Annotated in this window: 15 protein-coding genes and 1 pseudogene; 11 read left to right on the forward strand and 5 right to left on the reverse strand. The window is 71.1% G+C overall.

The genetic code is table 11. The features are described from left to right. Nucleotides 1-98 precede the first annotated feature (98 nt). The 4 genes from EDC34_RS07090 (at nucleotide 99) to tpx (ending at nucleotide 4,198) form a co-directional block, all read left to right on the forward strand. Nucleotides 99-1,247 carry a pyridoxal phosphate-dependent aminotransferase gene (locus tag EDC34_RS07090; RefSeq protein WP_114960907.1) on the forward strand — a complete coding sequence of 383 codons (1,149 nt, stop codon included), beginning with the start codon at nucleotides 99-101 and terminating at the stop codon, nucleotides 1,245-1,247. Between the two features lie 55 nt (nucleotides 1,248-1,302). Further along, a complete protein-coding gene (msrA, locus tag EDC34_RS07095) occupies nucleotides 1,303-2,655 on the forward strand; it encodes a peptide-methionine (S)-S-oxide reductase MsrA (RefSeq protein WP_205388079.1) in 1,353 nt (450 codons plus the stop codon). 92 nt (nucleotides 2,656-2,747) lie between these two features. Continuing rightward, entirely contained in the window at nucleotides 2,748-3,548 is an 801-nt protein-coding gene (locus EDC34_RS07100; protein ID WP_114960963.1) for an amidohydrolase, read from the forward strand. A gap of 149 nt (nucleotides 3,549-3,697) precedes the next feature. Then, nucleotides 3,698-4,198, forward strand: coding sequence for a thiol peroxidase (gene tpx, locus EDC34_RS07105; protein ID WP_114960908.1), 501 nt, complete (start codon nucleotides 3,698-3,700; stop codon nucleotides 4,196-4,198). A gap of 229 nt (nucleotides 4,199-4,427) precedes the next feature. Here tpx and EDC34_RS07110 read toward each other — a convergent pair whose 3' ends face one another. The 5 genes and pseudogenes from EDC34_RS07110 to EDC34_RS07130 form a co-directional block, all read right to left on the reverse strand. Then, on the reverse strand, nucleotides 4,428-5,300 hold the full coding sequence (locus EDC34_RS07110) for a pirin family protein (protein WP_114960964.1): 873 nt from the start codon (nucleotides 5,298-5,300) through the stop codon (nucleotides 4,428-4,430). A 136-nt stretch (nucleotides 5,301-5,436) separates the two neighbouring features. Continuing rightward, a complete protein-coding gene (locus EDC34_RS07115) occupies nucleotides 5,437-5,817 on the reverse strand; it encodes a hypothetical protein (RefSeq protein WP_132982864.1) in 381 nt (126 codons plus the stop codon). Nucleotides 5,818-5,821: 4 nt separating this feature from the next. Continuing rightward, a complete protein-coding gene (locus EDC34_RS07120; protein WP_114960910.1) occupies nucleotides 5,822-7,318 on the reverse strand; it encodes a pseudouridine synthase in 1,497 nt (498 codons plus the stop codon). Between the two features lie 211 nt (nucleotides 7,319-7,529). Continuing rightward, a pseudogene (gene scpB / locus EDC34_RS07125) lies at nucleotides 7,530-8,078 on the reverse strand (SMC-Scp complex subunit ScpB); the annotation flags it as partial. A gap of 5 nt (nucleotides 8,079-8,083) precedes the next feature. Continuing rightward, complete coding sequence (locus EDC34_RS07130) at nucleotides 8,084-8,998, reverse strand: segregation and condensation protein A (RefSeq protein WP_114960911.1); 915 nt, start codon at nucleotides 8,996-8,998, stop codon at nucleotides 8,084-8,086. A 316-nt stretch (nucleotides 8,999-9,314) separates the two neighbouring features. Between EDC34_RS07130 and EDC34_RS07135 the strand changes: the two genes are divergently transcribed. From EDC34_RS07135 to EDC34_RS07165, 7 genes are all read left to right on the forward strand, one after another. Beyond that, complete coding sequence (locus tag EDC34_RS07135) at nucleotides 9,315-9,614, forward strand: YciI family protein (RefSeq protein WP_114960912.1); 300 nt, start codon at nucleotides 9,315-9,317, stop codon at nucleotides 9,612-9,614. A gap of 23 nt (nucleotides 9,615-9,637) precedes the next feature. Continuing rightward, complete coding sequence (locus tag EDC34_RS07140) at nucleotides 9,638-9,922, forward strand: BolA family protein (RefSeq protein ID WP_114960966.1); 285 nt, start codon at nucleotides 9,638-9,640, stop codon at nucleotides 9,920-9,922. A gap of 133 nt (nucleotides 9,923-10,055) precedes the next feature. Further along, the gene (smc, locus tag EDC34_RS07145; RefSeq protein ID WP_114960913.1) at nucleotides 10,056-13,559 is read left to right on the forward strand and encodes a chromosome segregation protein SMC; all 3,504 of its coding nucleotides are present in this window, start codon (nucleotides 10,056-10,058) and stop codon (nucleotides 13,557-13,559) included. A gap of 45 nt (nucleotides 13,560-13,604) precedes the next feature. Next, nucleotides 13,605-14,321, forward strand: coding sequence for a cell division protein ZipA (gene zipA, locus EDC34_RS07150; RefSeq protein ID WP_114960914.1), 717 nt, complete (start codon nucleotides 13,605-13,607; stop codon nucleotides 14,319-14,321). 132 nt (nucleotides 14,322-14,453) lie between these two features. Then, nucleotides 14,454-16,802 carry an NAD-dependent DNA ligase LigA gene (gene ligA / locus EDC34_RS07155; protein ID WP_114960915.1) on the forward strand — a complete coding sequence of 783 codons (2,349 nt, stop codon included), beginning with the start codon at nucleotides 14,454-14,456 and terminating at the stop codon, nucleotides 16,800-16,802. Next, on the forward strand, nucleotides 16,799-17,770 hold the full coding sequence (gene epmA / locus EDC34_RS07160; RefSeq protein WP_114960916.1) for an EF-P lysine aminoacylase EpmA: 972 nt from the start codon (nucleotides 16,799-16,801) through the stop codon (nucleotides 17,768-17,770). The genes ligA and epmA overlap by 4 nt, the downstream gene beginning before the upstream one ends. A gap of 149 nt (nucleotides 17,771-17,919) precedes the next feature. After that, nucleotides 17,920-18,663: a DUF3011 domain-containing protein gene (locus EDC34_RS07165; protein ID WP_114960917.1), complete on the forward strand. Its 744-nt coding sequence runs from the start codon at nucleotides 17,920-17,922 to the stop codon at nucleotides 18,661-18,663. Nucleotides 18,664-18,687: the final 24 nt, after the last annotated feature.

Here is an 18,687-nt window from a genome sequence, read left to right on the forward strand (position 1 = left end):
CGGGAGAAGCTTGCGGGGCACGCCCGGCCTGGGTGGCCCGCGCATCCGGCCGCGGGCGGATTCCGTACACTGGAATGCCCGCTTGAATGGCTTTACGCATGCATCTCGACAGCAAACTGCCGCAGGTCGGCACCACCATCTTCACCGTGATGTCGCAGCTGGCGGCCGAGCACGGTGCGGTCAACCTCGGCCAGGGCTTCCCCGATTTCCCGGTGCCGTCGCGCCTGGTGGACGCGCTCAGCCATGCCATGCAGGCCGGCCACAACCAGTACGCGCCGATGACCGGCATCCCCGCGCTGCGCCAGGCCATCGCCGCCAAGACCGAACGCTGCTACGGCTGGCGCCCTGATGCCGATGCCGAGATCACCGTGACCAGCGGCGCCACCGAGGCGATCTTCAACGCCATCCACGCGGTGGTGCGCGCCGGCGAGGAAGTGATCGTCCTCGACCCCTGCTACGACTGCTACGAGCCGGCCATCGACCTCGCCGGCGCCAGGGCCGTGCACGTGCCGCTGGACCCGGCCAGCTTTGCCCCCGACTGGGACGCGGTGCGCGCCGCCATCACCCCACGCACGCGCCTGCTGATCATCAACAGCCCGCACAACCCGTCGGGCGCGATGTTCACCGCCGCCGACATGCAGGCCCTGCAGGACCTTCTGCATGGCACCGACATCCTGCTGCTCAGCGACGAGGTATACGAGCACATCGTGTTCGACGGCGCCCGCCACGAATCCGTGCTGCGGTATCCGCAGCTGCGCGCGCGCGCGTTCGTCATCTCCAGCTTCGGCAAGACCTACCACTGCACCGGCTGGAAGCTGGGCTACTGCATCGCGCCGCCGGCGCTGTCCGCGGAGTTCCGCAAGGTGCACCAGTACAACGTGTTCTGCAGCTTCAACCCGGCGCAGCACGCGTTTGCCGAGATGATCGCGGCCGAGCCGGAGCACTACGAAACGCTGGGCGCGTTCTACCAGGCCAAGCGCGACCGCTTCCGCGCGCAGCTGGCGAGCACCCGGCTCAAGCCGCTGCCGGTGCCGGGCGGCTATTTCCAGCTGGTGGATTACTCGGCAGTCAGCGACCTGCCGGACGTGGAGTTCGCGCGCTGGCTGACGCTGGAGCACGGCGTCACCGGTATCCCGCTGTCGCCCTTCTACGCCGCGCCGCCCGCAGGCCAACGCCTGCTGCGGCTGTGCTTCGCCAAGAACGACGACACCATGAACCTTGCGATGCAGCGCTTGTCCAAGCTGTGAAGACCGGGCGAGCCGCAGCTGCGGCGGCCTGCCCATTCCCATGCCGGAGGTTGCCATGACGATCGAAAAGACCATCGCGATGCTGCTGGCCCTGATGCTGGGCGGCGCGCTGGCGGCATTCGGTTGGCGGGCGCTGCAGGCGCGCCCGGCGACTTCCCCGGCATCCACGGCACCCACGATCGGAGGCACCCCGATGGACGGTACGCATCTGCAAGACATCTATTTCGGCATGGGCTGCTTCTGGGGCGCGGAGAAGCGCCTGCGCGCCGTGCCCGGCGTGGTCGCGGTGGAGGTGGGCTATGCCGGCGGCGATGCCCAGAAAGTCGGCTACGAGGACGTGCTGCGCGAGGAACGCCTGATCCGCATGGGGCGCAGCCATGCCCGCAACCATGCCGAGGTGGTGCGGGTGCGCTACGACCCGCGCCGGCTCGACCTGATGAAGCTGCTCGCCGCGTTCTGGGAGAACCACGACCCCACCCAGGTGGGCGGGCAGGGCAACGACATCGGCAGCAACTACCGCAGCGCGATCTATTACACCAGCGAGGCGCAGAAGGTGGTGGCCGAGCAGAGCCGCGACATCTACCAGAAGAACCTGGCCCGCGCCGGCTTCGGGCCGATCACCACCGAGATCCTGCCGGTGCGCCACTACAACCGTGCCGAGGACTACCATCAGGACTACCTGGTCAAGAATCCGGATGGCTACTGCGGGCTGGGCGGCACCGGGGTGAAGTTCGGGCTGGATGCCGAGGTGGGCGCCACTCCGCCGCCGGACGGCGCGGCCCTGCACGCCGACCGCCAGCTGGTGGTGTACGAGGCCGAGGACTGTCCGTACTGCGAGAAATTCGAGGCCGACGTGCTCTCCACCTGGAAGGCCGACGTGCCGTTCGTGCGTACCCGCGCGCAGAAGGCCCCGACCGGCTGGACCCTGGCTGGCCCGCTGCTGGGCACGCCCACCATCGTATTGTTTACGCACGGCAAGGAGACCGCGCGCTTCACTGGCTACGCCGGCGACCCGAAGAAGTTCTGGCAGTGGCTGGGGTTCTACCTGCTGAGCCCGGAGCAGCAGCGGATCGCGTTCGAGAACGGCACCGAGCGGCCCGGCACCGGCGCACATCTGTACGAGTCGCGCCCCGGCACGTATTACGACCCGGTGAGCGGGGCGGCGCTGTTCCGCAGCGATGCCAAGTTCGACAGCAGCTGCGGTTGGCCAAGCTTCTTCGAGCCGATGCCGGGCGCACTGCAGTTCCTGGCCGACGACAGCCACGGCATGCACCGCATCGAGGTCCGTAGCGCCAGCTCCGGCATCCACCTCGGGCACGTGTTCGACGACGGCCCGCCGCCCACCGGCAAGCGCTACTGCATCAATGGCAACGTGCTGAGGTTCGTACCGGATCCACCCAAGGCCTGAGCGCGGATTCCCTCCCGATTTCCTTCCGCGCGCGCAGGTGGAACAATCCTGCGCTGAGGATTTTCCCGGAGCGCATCCTGATGCCTGCCACACTGCCCGACCTGCGCGTCTCCCTCGTTCAGGGCGATACCCGCTGGCACGACCCGCAGGGCAACCGCGACTATTACGGGGAATTGATCGCCCCGCTGCACGGGCTGACCGACCTGGTGGTGCTGCCGGAGACCTTCACCAGCGGTTTCTCGAACGAGGCGATCGCGCGCGCCGAAGGCATGGACGGCCCGACCGTGGCCTGGCTGCGCCAGCAGGCGCAGGCGCTGGGCGCGGCCATTGCTGGCAGCGTGCAGATCCGCACCGAGGCAGGCGTCTTCAACCGCATGCTCTTCGCCACCCCGGACGGCGCGCTGGTGCATTACGACAAGCGCCACCTGTTCACCTTCGCCCGCGAACACGAGCGCTACGCGCCCGGGCGCGAACGCGTGGTGGTGGAGTGGAAGGGCTGGCGGATCCTGCTGCAGGTCTGCTACGACCTACGCTTCCCGGTGTTCTCGCGCAACCGCTTCGACCCGACGCGCGCCGGCCAGGCCGACTACGACCTGGCGCTGTACGTCGCCAACTGGCCGTCGGCGCGCGCCTATCCGTGGAAGACCCTGCTGCGCGCGCGTGCAATCGAGAACCTGTGCTTTGTCGTCGGCGTGAACCGGGTCGGCAGCGACGGCAACGGCCTGCACTACAGCGGCGACAGCGCGGTGATCGACTTCCTCGGGCATCCGGTCAGCGAATGCATGGACGAGCCGGTGGTGGTCACCACCACCTTGCAGGCCGCCGAACTGCTGGCCCATCGCCAGCGCTTCCCGGCGCTGCAGGACGCCGACGGGTTCGAGCTGCGCGATTGAGTTGCTCGCGCTGCATCCGCGCGGGCATCCCTGCACGTAGCGGAAACCCGGATGCCGTCAGCATGCCGCTGCCGTTTCCGAGCCTTGCCTCCGCGGCTGTGCGCGCGGAAGCGTCCTTTCCATTCCTCCCCAACCCCCAGGAGTCCCGCATGTCCAGCGTCACCCTCAAAGGCAACCCGGTCCGCGTCGGCGGCCAGCTCCCGGCCGTCGGCAGCAAGGCCCCGGCGTTCTCGCTGGTCGGCACCGACCTGGCCGATCGCTCGCTGGCGGACTTCGCCGGCAAGCGCAAGCTGCTCAACATCTTCCCCAGCGTCGATACCGGCGTGTGTGCCGCGTCGGTGCGGCATTTCAACCAGGACGCCGCCAAGCTGGCCGATACCGTGGTGCTGTGCATCTCCGCCGACCTGCCGTTCGCGCAGGCGCGCTTCTGCGGCGCGGAGGGCATCGACAACGTGGTGATGCTGTCCACCCTGCGCGGTAGCGCGTTCCTGCGCGACTACGGCGTGGCGCTGGAGGATGGGCCGCTGGCCGGGCTGGCGGCACGCGCGGTCATCGTGCTGGATGCCGACGACACGGTCCGCCACGTGCAGCTGGTGCCGGAAATCACCCAGGAACCGGACTACGCCGCCGCGTTGGCCGCGCTGGGCTGACGCCGGGGCGGGGCTTCCCCGTTTGCGGTGGGCCGATCCATTCGTCGTTTGCCTGCGATGCCTGGTCCACCCTGAGGCCCCTCGCCTGCGATGGCCCGTCCACCCGTTCGTCCTGAGCCTGTCGAAGGATGAGCGGGGCGGCGGGCCCAACCGCGGTTCGACAGGCTCACCGCGAACGGGCTTGGGCACCAGCACCAACGGGAGCCGCAACCCGCGCGGCCGTGGAGCGTCAGGAGGCGAGGATGCCGAAGCGGCCGCTGTTGAAGTCGGCGATGGCCTGCAGGATTTCCTGCTGGCTGTTCATCACGAACGGGCCGTAGCCGACCACCGGCTCGTCGATCGGCTCGCCGGCGAGCAGCAGCAGCTTGGCCTCGCTGTGGGTCTCGATCGTGACGCCGGTGCCCGCGGTGGACAGCGTGGCCATCTGCGCCGGGCGCAGCACCTGCGCGCCGTTCAGCTGGATGGTGCCGTCCAGCACCACCAGCAGCGTGGTCCAGCCCTCTGGCTGCGGCAGTTCCACCGTCTTGCCGGCGGCCAGGCGCAAGTCCCACACGTTCATCGGGGTAAAGGTGCGCGCGGGGCCGCGCTGGCCTGCGTATTCGCCGGCGATGATGCGCGCGGTGCCGGCGCCATCCGCCAGTGCGACCGCCGGGATCTGCGCGGCGAGGATGCCCTGGTAGCCGGCCGGGCCGAGCTTGTCCTTGGCCGGCAGGTTCACCCACAGCTGCACCATCTCGAACGGCCCGCCCTTCGCGGCGTACGCGGTGGAGTGGAACTCCTCGTGCAGGATGCCGCCGGCGGCGGTCATCCACTGCACGTCGCCCGGGCCGATCACGCCGCCGTTGCCGGCGGAGTCGCGGTGCTCCACTTCGCCCGCGTACACGATGGTCACGGTCTCGAACCCGCGGTGCGGGTGCTGGCCGACGCCGCGGCGCTCGCGGGTGGGCGAAAAATGGGTGGGGGCCGCGTAGTCCAGCATCAGGAACGGACTGCGCTGGGCCACGCCGGGGCCGCTGTAGCCGAACATCCCGTGCACGGGGAACCCGTTGCCGACCCAGTGGCGGCCGGGGGCGCTGGTGATGTCGAGGATCTGCTTGCGCATGGCGAGGCTCCTGTTGCGGCGCGGGGCCGACGGGTAGGCCATGCAGGATGGGGCGGGCGGCGCAGGCGTTCAATTCCATCGCGCGGCGACGGATCGTTGCATCCGTGGCGCCATGCCCGCGCGGGGCGCCCCGGCGCTATTTGGTGAAGCTGATGTCCAGCGCGGTGTGGAACGGCGCCTTCGGCGGCACGAATACGGTCTTGTCGCGCACGTAGCGCTGCAGGCAGATCGCCAGCGGCGAACTGCCTTGGCGCCAGGTCTGCTGCACCCGGCCCTCGGCATCCAGGCGCATGACGATGGTGAACGCGCTGAAGTCGGTCTGCGGCCGGCCCAGCGCACATTCGAGCACGCCGGCATCCAGCAGCCGCTTCTGCGCTTCCAGCATCGCCGCATGCGCCGTGCCGGTCACGCTGGCCTCGTTGGTATCGGCGAGGCGCTTGGCGTCGATGTAGTCGAGATCGGCCGGGGCCGCCGCTTGCGCGGCAGCCAGCCACAGCCCGAGCAGGACCGCAGGCATGGCCTCAGCGGTTCCCGCCGCGCGGGCCACGGTGGCCGCCGCCGGGCTTGCCACCGGCCGGACGCGGGCCGCCCGGCCGGCCGCCGCCGGGCTTGCCGCCGCGGGGCCGCTGCGACGTGGCCCCGTAGGGGTTGAAGCCGCCGTGGGCGTGGTCGGACGGGAAATGCGGGGCGTTGCCCGGATGGCCGTAGGGCTTGGGCGCGCGCTGCGGACGCGCTTCGCCCGCGCCGCCGAAGCCGCTGCCTTGCGCCCGCGGCTTGCCGCCGAACTTCTTCGGGCCGCGCTGGCCGGGGTTGCGGTGGCCGGCCGGGCCGGTGTCCACGCCGTCCGGCACGTACCAGGTGCGCATCGCCGCCGGGTTCTCGCCGCGCTGTTCGCCGGGCTTCATGCGCTGGCCGGGCTGGCGCGGGCCCTTCACCTTCAGGCGCTTGTCGCGCTGCTGCGCGGCCATCTCGCCGGTGACGGTCAGGCCGCCGGCCTTGCGCGGCGCACCGCGGCGGCCGCGCTCCTCGCGGAAGGCGTCGAAGCGGCGCAGTTCGCGGCCTTCATCGGCGGTGGTGTGGCCGCCCACGTAGCCGTGGCCGCGCGCGTTGCCCGCGACCACGGTCTTGCCCGCCTTGCGCTGGCCCAGCACCGGCATCAGGGTGAGCGCGGAGGGCGCGCCGTCCTCCAGCCCCACCGCCTTGCGCAGCGCCTCGACCTCGGCCTGCGGCAGCTCCTGCGATTGCCCGCGCAGCAGCGGCTGCGGCAGGCGCACCTGGCCGTAGCGGATGCGCTTGAGGCGGCTGACCTGGCAGCCCTGCGATTCCCACAGCCGGCGCACCTCGCGGTTGCGGCCTTCCTTCAGCAGCACCCGGAACCAGTCGTGGCTGCTTTCGCCGGCGCCCTGGCCGCTGATGCGCTCGATCTCGTCGAACTTGGCCGGGCCATCCTCCAGCGCCACGCCGCGGGCCAGGCGGTCCGCGATCTTGTCGGATACGGTCTCTTCGCCCTCCGGCGCGCGCACGCGGCAGACGTATTCGCGCTCGATTTCGTGCGAGGGGTGCATCATCGCGTTGGCCAGCTCGCCGTCGGTGGTGAGCAGCAGCAGGCCGGTGGTATTGATGTCGAGGCGGCCGATCGCGATCCAGCGCGCGCCCTTGAGCGCAGGCAGGGAGTCGAAGATGGTCGGGCGGCCTTCGGGATCCTCGCGGGTGGTGACCTCGCCTTCCGGCTTGTTGTACATCAGCACCCGCGGCGGGTCGGTCAGCGCGGTGGCCACGAAGGTGCGGCCGTCGATCTCGATCTTGTCGCCGCCGGTGATGCTCATGCCGGTCTGCGCGACCTCGCCGTTGACCTTGACCAGGCCGTCGGCGATGCGCTGCTCCAGCGCGCGGCGCGAGCCGAGGCCGGCCTGCGCCAGTACCTTGTGCAGGCGCTCGCTGATGCGCGGCGCCTCGGCGTCGGGAGTGGCGCTGCGCTTGAGGCTCAGCGGGCGGCGTGCGTGTTCCTTATTGCTCATCTTGGTGCTCCGACGATGCCGTCTCGGCGTCGTCTCTATGGGGATCGTGGGTGGGGATGGAGTCGGACGGCATCGCCTCTCCATTCGTGTCTTGGGGGGCATGGCGTTCGGCGGAAACAGGCTCCGATCCCGGATCCGTTTCCGCTTCCGCGTCCGCCTGCGGCATGTGTGAGCCTGCCTCTGCCGCGCTGGCCGGGATCGCCGGCGCGAACGGCAGCTGCGGTTCGAGTTCGCCGATGTCGCGCAGTTCCGACAGTGGCGGCAGTTCATCCAGCCGCTTCAGGCCGAAGTAGTCGAGGAAGGTCTTGGTGGTGGCCAGCAGTTCGGGTTTTCCGGGCACGTCGCGGTGGCCGACCACGCGGATCCAGTCGCGCTCCTCGAGCGCCTTGATGATGCTGCTGTTGACGGCGACGCCGCGGATCTGCTCGATCTCGCCGCGGGTGATCGGCTGGCGGTAGGCGATCAGCGCCAGTGTCTCCAGGGTGGCGCGGGTGTACTTGGTCTGGCGCTCGGTCCACAGCCGCGCCACCCACGGGTGGACGTCGGCCTTGACCTGGAAGCGCCAGCCGCTGGCCACTTCCACCAGTTCCACCCCGCGTCCTTCGCAGTCGGCGCGCAGCTGCTCCAGCGCGGCTTCCACGCTGCCCTCCGGTGCCGGTTCGTCGAGCGGGAACAGGCCCTTGAGCTGGACCAGCGTCAGCGGCTGGCTGGAGGCCAGCAGCGCGGCTTCGACGATGCGGTTGACGAGGGTCTGGTCGATCTCGGTCATGCGTTCGGCTCGGTTGCGTCCTCGAATTCATCCGGCAGCTCGGAGACCGCCGGCGCGCCTTCGCCGGTGGCGAGCGACTTCACGTAGATCGGCGCCAGCGGCCCTTCCTGCACGATGTCCAACAGCTGCTCCTTGGCCAGGGTCAGCAGGCCGAGGAAGGTCACCACCACGCCCAGCCGCCCTTCCTCCGGCGAGAACAGGGCCTCGAAGCGGTGGAACGCGCCGTCGGCCAGCCGCTCCAGCAGCTCGCCCATGCGCTGGCGCACGCTCAGGGTCTCGCGCCTGATCGCGTGCTTGCCCTGCAGTTCGGCGCGCTTGAGCACGTCGTGCAGGGCCAGCAGCAGCTCGCGCAGGTCCACCGGCGGCGGCAGGCGCACGGCCGTGCGCTCGGGCACGTGGGCGCAGGCCACGCTGGTGTCGCGCTCCAGCCGCGGCAGGGCGTCCAGGTCCTCGGCCGCCTTCTTGTAGCGCTCGTATTCCTGCAGCCGGCGCACCAGGTCCGCGCGCGGGTCTTCCTCCACGCCCTCCTCGCTGGGCGGGCGCGGCAGCAGCATGCGCGACTTGATCTCGGCCAGGATCGCGGCCATGACCAGGTACTCGGCGGCCAGTTCGAAGCGCATCTCGTGCATGGCCTGGATGTAGTCCACGTACTGCCGGGTGATCTCGGCGACCGGGATGTCCAGGATGTCCAGGTTCTGGCGGCGGATCAGGTACAGCAGCAGGTCCAGCGGGCCTTCGAAGGCGTCGAGGATGACCTCCAGCGCGTCCGGCGGGATGTACAGATCCTTGGGGATCTCCAGCACCGGCTGGCCGAGCACCGTCGCCAGCGGCATTTCCTGCTGCTGGGGGTGCGGGCTCGGGTTTTGCGCGGGGGCGCCGGCCACGGTGGCGACGCGGGATTCGGCTGTCATCGGGTTTGCGGCCCCCTCCGGGCCACAGCATGGATCTTCAGGATCGGACCATCGGAAGCTTCACAGCCCGGGGTGCGGGCGGGAATGTCGCGCTTGCTGCAATCCGCCATGCCTGCACGCCTGCGGCCCGCGGAGGGCGGCATCGGAGCGGGTGGCGGGAAGGCCGGATCGGCGGGCGCGGGGCGGCGTGGGGAGCCGGCTGGCCGCGCGGGCCGCAGGATCGGGCCGAACACGATGCACGAAGGGTACGGGCTGCCGGCGCGGCTGTCCACTGGCCACCACTACAATGCCGGTTCCGGTTCATGGAGGCAGCGGCATGTGGTACGTGATCGAGGGCTACGACGGGCAGGACGTGCTGGCGCAGCGGCTGGCCGCGCGCCCGGCGCATCTGGCGCGGCTGCACGCGCTGCGCGACGCCGGCCGGCTGCTGCTGGCCGGTCCGTGCCCGGCGATCGATGCCGAGGACCCCGGCCCGGCCGGGTTCTCCGGCAGCCTGGTGGTGGCGGAGTTCCCCTCGCTGGAGGACGCCCGCACCTGGGCCGACGCCGATCCCTACGTCGCCGCCGGTGTGTACGCGCGGGTCGAGGTGCGGCCGTTCCGCAAGGTGCTGCCGTGAGCACGGGCTGGAGCGAGGCCGACATCCCGCGGCTCAACCCGGCGCGGGTGGAGCGCATCCGCGCGCTGCTCACCGAGGCGCTGGCGCCGCTGGTGCTGGAGGTGCACGACGACAGCCACCGCCACGCCGGGCATGCCGGGGCGCGCGGCGGGCAGGGGCACTTCCGGGTCGAGATCGTCAGCGCGGCGTTCGCCGGCAAGCCGCCGCTGGCCCGCCACCGCCTGGTGTATGCCGCGCTGGGCACGATGATGCAGACCGACATCCATGCCCTGGCGATCCACGCGCGCGCGCCCGACGAAGCGCGCTAGCCCCGCTATACTCGCCGTTCGGCACCCGCGTGCCGCACGGTTTCCCCTAGATAAAACAAGCGTTTAGGGGGTCGATCCAGTCCAATTTCTGCAAGCGGCGCGCTAACGGCGCCGCCGGGGTTCGTCGACGCGCATGCGCCTGTCCACCATCAAGCTGTCCGGCTTCAAGTCCTTCGTCGATCCGACCACGCTGCACCTGCCGACCAACCTCACGGGCATCGTCGGGCCGAACGGGTGCGGCAAGTCCAACATCATCGACGCCATCCGCTGGGTGATGGGCGAGAACGCGGCCAGTCGCCTGCGCGGCGACTCCCTGGCGGACGTGATCTTCTCCGGCAGCGCGGGCCGCAAGCCGGTGTCGCAGGCCAGCGTCGAGCTGATCTTCGACAACAGCGACCACACCATCGCCGGCGAATACGCCGCGTTCAATGAGATCTCGGTCAAGCGCACGGTGAGCCGCGACGGCCAGAGCGCCTATTACCTCAACGGCGCCAAGTGCCGCCGGCGCGACATCACCGACCTGTTCCTCGGCACCGGCCTGGGGCCGCGCAGCTACTCGATCATCGAGCAGGGCATGATCACCCAGGTGATCGACGCCAAGCCGGAGGAGCTGCGCGTCTATCTCGAGGAAGCGGCCGGCATCTCCAAGTACAAGGAGCGCCGCAAGGAAACCGAGACCCGCATCCGCCACACCCGCGAGAACCTCGACCGCCTCAACGACCTGCGCGAGGAAGTCGGCAAGCAATTGCAGCATCTGGGACGGCAGGCGCGGCAGGCCGAGCAGTACACCGCGATCCAGGCCGAGCGCAAGGTCAAGGACGCGCAGTGGCGGGCGCTGGAGTTCCGCGCGCTGGACGGCCAACTGCAGGCCCTGCGCGAGCAGCTGGCGCGCGAGGAGACCCGGCTGGAGCAGCTGGTCGCCGAGCAGCGGCACGCCGAAAGCGAGCTGGAAGCGGGGCGCGAGCGGCGTGAATCCGCCAGCGAGGCGCTGAACGCGGCGCAGGCCGAGGTCTACAAGGTCGGCGGCGTGCTGGCCCGGGTCGAGCAGCAGATCGCCCACCAGCGCGAGCTGGGGTTGCGCCTGCAGCGCGCGCGCGACGAGGCGCAGGCGGCGCTGGCGGAGCTGGGCGGCCACATCCGTGGCGATGAGCAGAAGCTGGAAGCCCTGCGCGCCGCGGTGGACGAGGCACAGCCGCGGCTGGAAGCCCTGCAGGAGGAGGACATCCAGCGCCAGGACGCGCTGCGCGAGGTGGAGGCGCGGCTGGCCGAGTGGCAGCAGCGCTGGGATGCCTACAGCCGCGACCAGGCCGACGCGGCGCGCGCCAGCGAGGTCGAGCGCATCCGCATCGAGCAGCTCGACCGCCAGATCCTGGACGCCGACCGCCGCCGCCAGCAGCTGCGCGAGGAACGCGCCGGTCTCGACCTCGACGCACTGGCGGATACCTTCGAGCAGCTGCAGCTGCAGCACGAGACCCAGAAGGAATCGCTGGAGACGCTGACCGCCGAAGTCGAAACGCGCAAGCAGGCCAGCGCCGACGTGCAGGAGCGCCAGCGCCAGGTCCAGGCCGAGCTGGCCGAACTGCGCAAGCAGGCGCAGGCCGCGCGCGGGCGGCTGGCGTCGCTGGAGACCCTGCAGGCGGCCGCGCTGGGGCAGGAACAGGGCGCCGCGCGCCAATGGCTGCAGGCCCACGGCCTGCTGGATGCCGCGCGCGTGGGCGAGCGCCTGCAGGTGGAGGCGGGCTGGGAGAACGCGGTCGAGGCCGCGCTGGGCCAGCTGATCGAAGCCGTTCTGGTAGACGCGCCGGAGCAACTGGTCGAGGCGCTGGGCGAGCTGGGCGAAGGCCGGTTGGCGCTGGTGGCGGACGAAGACGATGCCGGTGTTTATCCGGCGACTTCGCTGGCCGCCAAGGTGCAGGGCCCGCGCGCGATCCGGCGCCTGCTGGCGCGCCTGCACGCGGCCGAGGATCTGGCTGCTGCGCGTGCGCTGCAGGCCACGTTGGGCGAGGGCGAATCGGTCATCACCCGTGGCGGCGAGCGCCTCGGCGCCGGCTGGGTGCGGATCGCCCGCTCCGGCGCGGCCACCCAGGGCGCACTGCTGCGCGAGAAGGAACTGCAGGCGCTGCGCGCGCTGATCGCCCAGCACCAGCAGCGCGAGCAGGCGCTGGAGGCGCAGTCGGCCGAATTGCGCCAGGCCCACCTCGTCGCCGAGCAGCAGCGCGAGGATGCGCAGCGCCAGCTCTACATGGCCCACCGCGGCGTCTCCGAACTGGCCGGCCAGTTGCAAGGCCAGCAGGGCAGGCTGGAGGGGGCGCGCACCCGGATCGCCCGGATCGACGCCGAACTGGCGCAGATCGAGGAGGCGCTGGAGGCGAACAAGGCGCAGGCAGCGGAAGCGCGCATCCGCATCGAGGATGCGTTGGGGCGCATGGGCAACCTCGAGTCCACCCGCCAGACCCTCGAGAACGAACGCCGCTACCTCACCGACAAGCGCGAGGCTGCGCGCATCGCTGCCCGCGAGGCGCGCGAGGCTGCGCATGCGCTGGCCCTGGCGCTGGAATCGCAGCGGGTGCAGATGGTGGCGCTGGCGCAGGCGCTGGAGCGCATGGGCGGCCAGCGCGGCCAGCTGGATGCCCGCCTGGGCGAGCTTGCCGCGCAGCTTGCGGAGGGCGATGCCCCGGTGCAGGCGCTGGAGGCCGAACGCCAGTCCGCGCTGGACGAGCGCGTGCGCGCCGAGCGCGCGCTGGCGCAGGCGCGCTCGCAGCTGGAAAGCATCGACGCCGAGCTGCGCCAGCACGAGCAGGTGCGCCAGCAGCGCGACGCGCAGGCGCTGGCGCAGCGCGAGGCGATCGCCCAGCGCCGGTTGGAGCAGCAGGCCCTGCTGTTGAAAGCGGAACAGTTCACCGCCGCGATCGCCGACGCCGGCTTCGACCTGCAGGAGTTGCTGAATGCGCTGCCGGACGGTGCCGTCGCGGCACAGTGGGAGCGCGAGGTGGCCGAACTGGACGCGCGCCTGCGCCGGCTGGAGCCGGTCAACCTCGCCGCGATCGCCGAGCACGCCGAGGCCGCGCAGCGCAAGGAATACCTGGATGCGCAGGACGCCGACCTCAGGGCCGCGCTGGAGACGCTGGAGGAGGCGATCCGCAAGATCGACCGCGAGACCCGTGGTCGCTTCAAGGACACCTACGATCGCGTCAACAGCAATTTCCAGGAGCTCTATCCGCGCCTGTTCGGCGGCGGCCACGCCTACCTGGAGCTGACCGGCGAGGACCTGCTGGATGCCGGCGTCACCATCATGGCGCGCCCGCCCGGCAAGCGGGTATCCAGCATCTCGCTGCTGTCCGGCGGCGAGAAGGCGATGACCGCGGTGGCGCTGGTGTTCGCGATCTTCCGCCTGAACCCGGCGCCGTTCTGCCTGCTGGACGAGGTGGACGCGCCGCTGGACGAGGCCAACGTCGGCCGCTATACCGCGCTGGTCACCGAAATGAGCGAGCAGGTACAGTTCCTGGTGGTGACCCACAACAAGGTGACGATGGAGGCGGCCCGCCAGCTCTCGGGCGTCACCATGCGCGAGCCGGGCGTGTCGCGCCTGGTCTCGGTGGACCTGGCCGAGGCCGCCCGCCTGGCGGGTGCCGAATGATGTCGGCGGCGGCCGGCGCGTGACCCTGGCTCTGGAGGACGTGGAATGTCGGACATGACCCTGCTGCGGATCGGCATCGCGGTGGCGATGTCGCTGCTGCTCGGCGCGATCATCTACTTCGGCCGCAGCCGCAACGGCGGGCAGGGCCGGCGCCTGCCGCGCCCGGCGCGCGAAGGCGGCCGCGGCGAGCCGGTGGCGAGCGCCGACGAGGCCGAAAGCAATCGCGGCTGGAGCGATGCCGCGGTGGCGCAGGAGGAGTTGCCGCTGCCCGCGCCCGAGCGGCAGCTGCCGGGCAAGCGCACCAGCGACCAGTTCGACCGCATCCTCACCCTGTACGTGGCGGCCAAGGCCGACTGCAAGCTGCGCGGCCCCGACATCGTGGTGGCGGCGGAGAAGGCCGGCCTCACCTTCGGCTACATGGACGTGTTCCACCGCCTGGTGGACGGCCGCCCGGAGCTGGGGCCGATCTTCAGCGTGGCCAACATCATCAAGCCCGGCAGCTTCGACATGGCCGCCATCGCCGAGCTGGAGACCCCGGCTATCGCGTTTTTCCTCACCCTGCCGGCGCCAGTGCCGGCACTGGATGCGTGGGAAACCATGGAGCCGGCGGCGCAGCGCATGGCCGACCTGCTGGACGGAGTGGTGCTGGACGAGGAGCGCAACGCGCTTGGCCGCCAGCGCATCCAGCACATCCGTGAGGAGCTGCGCGCCTACGACCGCCAGAACGCCGCGCCGCCGCTGGGCAAGTCCACGCGCTGGTGACGTTTGTTCCTTCTCCCTCCGGGAGAAGGTGGCGCGGAGCGCCGGATGAGGGTTCGGAGCCACCGCGCAAATCCTTTTCCGGCCTAACCCTCACCCCAACCCCTTTCCCGAGGGGAGAGGGGCATGACGAGCATGACGATGTCGACTACCCCCGCCGCCCGCATCGCCGAACTCCGCCAGCGCATCGAGGACGCCAACCGGCGCTACCACGAGCTGGACGATCCCGACATCTCCGACGCCGAATACGACGCGCTGGTGCGCGAGCTCGAAGCGCTGGAGCGCATGCACCCCGAGCTGGCCGCGCCGGATTCCCCCACCCGCCGGGTCGGTGCGGCGCCCTCGGGGCGGTTCGCGCCGGTGGTGCACGCGGTGCCGATGCTGTCGCTGGGCAATGCCTTCAGCGACGAGGAGGTGGCCGATTTCGTGCGCCGCATCCGCGAGCGCCTGGAGCGCGAGGACCTGGTGTTCTCGGCCGAGCCCAAGCTGGACGGGCTGGCGATCAGCCTGCGCTACGAGGACGGGGTGTTCGTGCAGGGCGCCACCCGCGGCGATGGCACTACCGGCGAGGACGTCACCGCCAACCTGCGCACGATTTCCGTCATCCCGCAGCGGCTGCGCGGCGAGGGTTGGCCGAAGGTGCTGGAGGTGCGCGGCGAGGTGTACATGGCGCGCGCCGACTTCGAACGCTGGAACGAACACGCGCGCCTGCATGGCGGCAAGGTGCTGGCCAACCCGCGCAACGGCGCGGCCGGCTCGCTGCGGCAGCAGGACCCGGCGGTGACCGCGCAGCGCCCGCTGAGCTTCTACGCCTACGGCATCGGCCTGGTCGAGCAGGGCACGCTGCCGGAGACCCATTCGGCCACCCTGGCGCGGCTGCGCGACTGGGGGTTGCCGGTCAGCGACCTCGCCACCGTCGTGCACGGCGTCGACGGACTGCTGGGCTACTACCGTCGCATCGGCGCGGCCCGCGATGGCCTGCCGTTCGACATCGACGGCGTGGTGTACAAGCTGGACGACTACGCCGGCCAGCGCGAGATGGGCTTCGTCGCGCGCGCGCCGCGCTGGGCGATCGCGCACAAGTTCCCGGCGCAGGAGCAGCCCACGGTGGTGGAGGCGATCGAAGTGAATGTCGGCCGCACCGGCGCGGTGACCCCGTGGGCACTGATGCGGCCGGTGCAGGTGGGCGGTGTCACCGTCACCCGCGCCACGTTGCATAACGCCGACCACGTCGCGCGGCTGGACGTGCGCGTGGGCGACACCGTGATCGTGCGGCGTGCCGGCGACGTGATCCCGGAAGTGGTGCAGGTGGAGCTGGCGAAGCGCCCGCCCGGCACCGTCCGCTGGCAGATGCCGCGCACCTGCCCGGTCTGCGGTGCCGAGCTGGTGCGCGAGGAGGGCGCCGCGGTATGGCGCTGCTCCGGCGAGCTGAGCTGCCCGGCGCAGCGGGTGCAGGCGGTGTTCCACTTCGCCTCGCGGCGGGCGATGGACATCGACGGACTGGGCGAACGCCATATCGAATCGCTGGTCGAGTTCGGCTACCTGCAGGATGTTTCTGATCTCTATCGGCTGACCCTGGACGATCTGCTGGAGATGAAGCGCCGCGCCGATGAGCGCGACGGTTCGGTGCCGGAGACGGTGAAGGCCGGCAAGGTCGCCACCAAATGGGCCGACAACCTGGTCGCGGCGATCGACCGCAGCCGCGATACCACGCTGGCGCGGTTCCTGTACGCACTCGGCATCCCGCACGTGGGCGAGAGCACGGCCAAGGCGCTGGCGCAGTGGTTCGGCGACCTGGGCCTGGTGCGCCGCCTGCCGTGGCCACTGTTCAAGCGGGTGCCGGATGTCGGCGGGGAGGTGGCGCGTGCGATCGGGCATTTCCTCGACCAGCCCGGCAACCAGCAGGTGATCGACCGCCTGCTCGCGCGCGGCGTGCGCATCACCGACGCGCATGCGCCGGTGCCCGCGTTGCGCGAGGGACTGGACCTGGCGACGCTGCTGGTGGATCTGGAGATCCCGAAGGTCACCGCGATCCGCGCCGCCCAGCTGGGCGTGGCGTTCGCCGATGCACAGGCGCTGCTGGACGCCCCGGTGCACGCGTTCGTCACCGCTGGCCTGCCGGCCGATACCGCCGAGGCGCTGGCCGCGTGGCTGGAGGTGGAGGCCAATGCTGCGTTGCTACTGCGCAGCGCGCAGGCGCAGGCGGAGCTGCGTGCGCGCCTGCCGGAGCGCGGCGTACAGGCCGCGGGGCCGCTGGAAGGCAAGACCGTGGTGCTGACCGGTACCCTGGCGTCGATGGGGCGTGACGAGGCGAAGGACAGGCTCGAAGCGCTGGGCGCCAAGGTCGCCGGCAGCGTGTCGAAGAAGACCAGCTTCGTGGTGGCCGGGACAGAGGCCGGTTCCAAGCTGGCGAAGGCCGAGGAACTGGGTATCGAGGTCTGGGACGAGGATCGGCTGCTGGCCTTTCTGGCAGAGCATGCATGACTGACTGGCGCCCCACTGCGACGGCCGATGCACTACGCCTGCGCGCCGCCTTCAACCGGCTGGCGCGCGAGTTCTTCCACGCCCGTGGCGTGCTGGAGGTGGAGACGCCGGTGCTCTCGCGCGCCGGCAACACCGAACCCAACATCGCCTCGTTCACCCTGGAGTTCTCCGGGCGCACCGACGGCGCACCGCGCACGCGCTGGCTGCGCACCTCGCCCGAGTTCGCGCTCAAGCGCCTGCTGGCGGCCGGCATCGGCGACTGCTATGAGCTTGGGCGCGTATTCCGCGATGGCGAGGCCGGCGGCCGCCACAATCCTGAATTCACCATGCTCGAGTGGTACCGCCTCGGCTGGGACCATATGCGTCTGCTGGAGGAGACGGTGGCGCTGGTGCGTGAGGCGCTGGCGCTGGTGGGGCGCCGTGCGACATTGCAGGTGACGACGTTCCGCGACCTGTACCGCGACCGTCTGGGGATCGACCCGTTGCTGGACGACATCGAGGTGTTGCGCAATGCGCTGGGCGACGTGGCCCTCGATCCCGAGGGCCTGACCCGCGACGACTGGCTGGACCTGCTGATGACCCATCGCCTGCAGCCGGCGTTCGCTGCCCACACCCTGCTGGCGGTGCACGACTGGCCGGCCTCGCAGGCGGCGTTGGCGCGCATCCGCGCGGGCGATCCGCCGCTGGCCGAGCGCTTCGAGCTGTACCTGGGGCCGCTGGAGCTGGCCAACGGCTACCACGAGCTGATCGATGCCGACGAGCAGCGCGCGCGTTTCGAGCGTGACGGTCGCGTGCGCGCGGCGCGCGGACTGCCGGCGGTGCCGCTGGACGCGGCGCTGGTCGAGGCGCTGGCGCACGGCCTGCCGGCCTGCGCCGGGGTGGCGCTGGGCGTGGACCGGCTGCTGATGGCGCTACTCGGAACCGACCGCATCGCCGACGTACTGGCCTTCGATTTCGCCCGGGCATGAGCAACGGTCCCGGCGTGGCGGCATCGCTGAATGGCGTGTATCCGCGTCGGCGGGCCGCGCAGGATTTTCGGGAAGGGTTAATTCCGCGCCACTAGAGTGAAGCGCGAGGATCGTGCCCGTCCCGGGCCGAGGGAGAGGAGAGTCGAACCATGCGCAGCACCCTGATCGCATCCGGCCTGGCCCTGCTGGGCAGCGTCGCCGCCGCGCCCGCGGCGGCCCAGTACTACGGTGAGGGCTATCGTGACGGCTACGGCGGCGACTACCGCGGCGGCGAGATCGTGCGCTGTGAGTCGAATGACGGGCGCACTCGCGAATGCCCCACCAGCGGCGGGCGCGTGGTGGTGGAGCGCCAGCTCTCGCGCGGGGCCTGCATCGAGGGCGTGAACTGGGGCTACGGCCGCAACGGGATCTGGGTATCACAGGGCTGCCGCGCCGATTTCCGGGTGCTGGACTGGGGCCGGCCGGGCGGTCCCGGCTACGGCGGGATCGTCCGCTGCGAGTCGGACGACGGCCGCTACCAGCGCTGCGCGCTGCCCGACCGCGGCCGCGCCCAGCTGGTGCGCCAGCTGTCGCGCTCGGCCTGCATCGAGGGCCGCACCTGGGGGTCGGACTACGGCAGCGTGTGGGTGGCGCAGGGCTGCCGCGCGGAGTTCACCACCACCCGCGGCCCCGCGCGCGGCTGGGGCGACTACGGCGAGGGCATCGGCGGGCGGGTGTTCCGATGCGAGTCGGACGATGGCCGCTACACCGAATGCGCGGCCAATACCCGTGCCGGCGTGCAGCTGGTGCGCCAGCTGTCGCGCTCGGCCTGCATCGAGGGCCGCACCTGGGGCTACGGCCGCAGCGGCATCTGGGTGGCGCAGGGCTGCCGCGCGGAGTTCCGCAGCTACTGAGCGGGGCGGCGGGGCGGGACGGCG

The sequence above is a fragment of the Thermomonas haemolytica genome (assembly GCF_004346265.1).
Classification (GTDB): domain Bacteria; phylum Pseudomonadota; class Gammaproteobacteria; order Xanthomonadales; family Xanthomonadaceae; genus Thermomonas; species Thermomonas haemolytica.

What these genes read in the sequence shown, in the direction of transcription:
- EDC34_RS07090 (WP_114960907.1), top strand. Translation starts at nt 99, where the DNA reads ATGCATCTCGACAGCAAACTGCCGCAGGTCGGCACCACCATCTTCACC.
- msrA (WP_205388079.1), top strand. Translation starts at nt 1,303, where the DNA reads ATGACGATCGAAAAGACCATCGCGATGCTGCTGGCCCTGATGCTGGGC.
- tpx (WP_114960908.1), top strand. Translation starts at nt 3,698, where the DNA reads ATGTCCAGCGTCACCCTCAAAGGCAACCCGGTCCGCGTCGGCGGCCAG.
- EDC34_RS07110 (WP_114960964.1), bottom strand. Translation starts at nt 5,300, where the DNA reads ATGCGCAAGCAGATCCTCGACATCACCAGCGCCCCCGGCCGCCACTGG.
- EDC34_RS07115 (WP_132982864.1), bottom strand. Translation starts at nt 5,817, where the DNA reads ATGCCTGCGGTCCTGCTCGGGCTGTGGCTGGCTGCCGCGCAAGCGGCG.
- EDC34_RS07120 (WP_114960910.1), bottom strand. Translation starts at nt 7,318, where the DNA reads ATGAGCAATAAGGAACACGCACGCCGCCCGCTGAGCCTCAAGCGCAGC.
- EDC34_RS07130 (WP_114960911.1), bottom strand. Translation starts at nt 8,998, where the DNA reads ATGACAGCCGAATCCCGCGTCGCCACCGTGGCCGGCGCCCCCGCGCAA.
- EDC34_RS07135 (WP_114960912.1), top strand. Translation starts at nt 9,315, where the DNA reads ATGTGGTACGTGATCGAGGGCTACGACGGGCAGGACGTGCTGGCGCAG.
- smc (WP_114960913.1), top strand. Translation starts at nt 10,056, where the DNA reads ATGCGCCTGTCCACCATCAAGCTGTCCGGCTTCAAGTCCTTCGTCGAT.
- zipA (WP_114960914.1), top strand. Translation starts at nt 13,605, where the DNA reads ATGTCGGACATGACCCTGCTGCGGATCGGCATCGCGGTGGCGATGTCG.
- ligA (WP_114960915.1), top strand. Translation starts at nt 14,454, where the DNA reads ATGACGATGTCGACTACCCCCGCCGCCCGCATCGCCGAACTCCGCCAG.
- epmA (WP_114960916.1), top strand. Translation starts at nt 16,799, where the DNA reads ATGACTGACTGGCGCCCCACTGCGACGGCCGATGCACTACGCCTGCGC.
- EDC34_RS07165 (WP_114960917.1), top strand. Translation starts at nt 17,920, where the DNA reads ATGCGCAGCACCCTGATCGCATCCGGCCTGGCCCTGCTGGGCAGCGTC.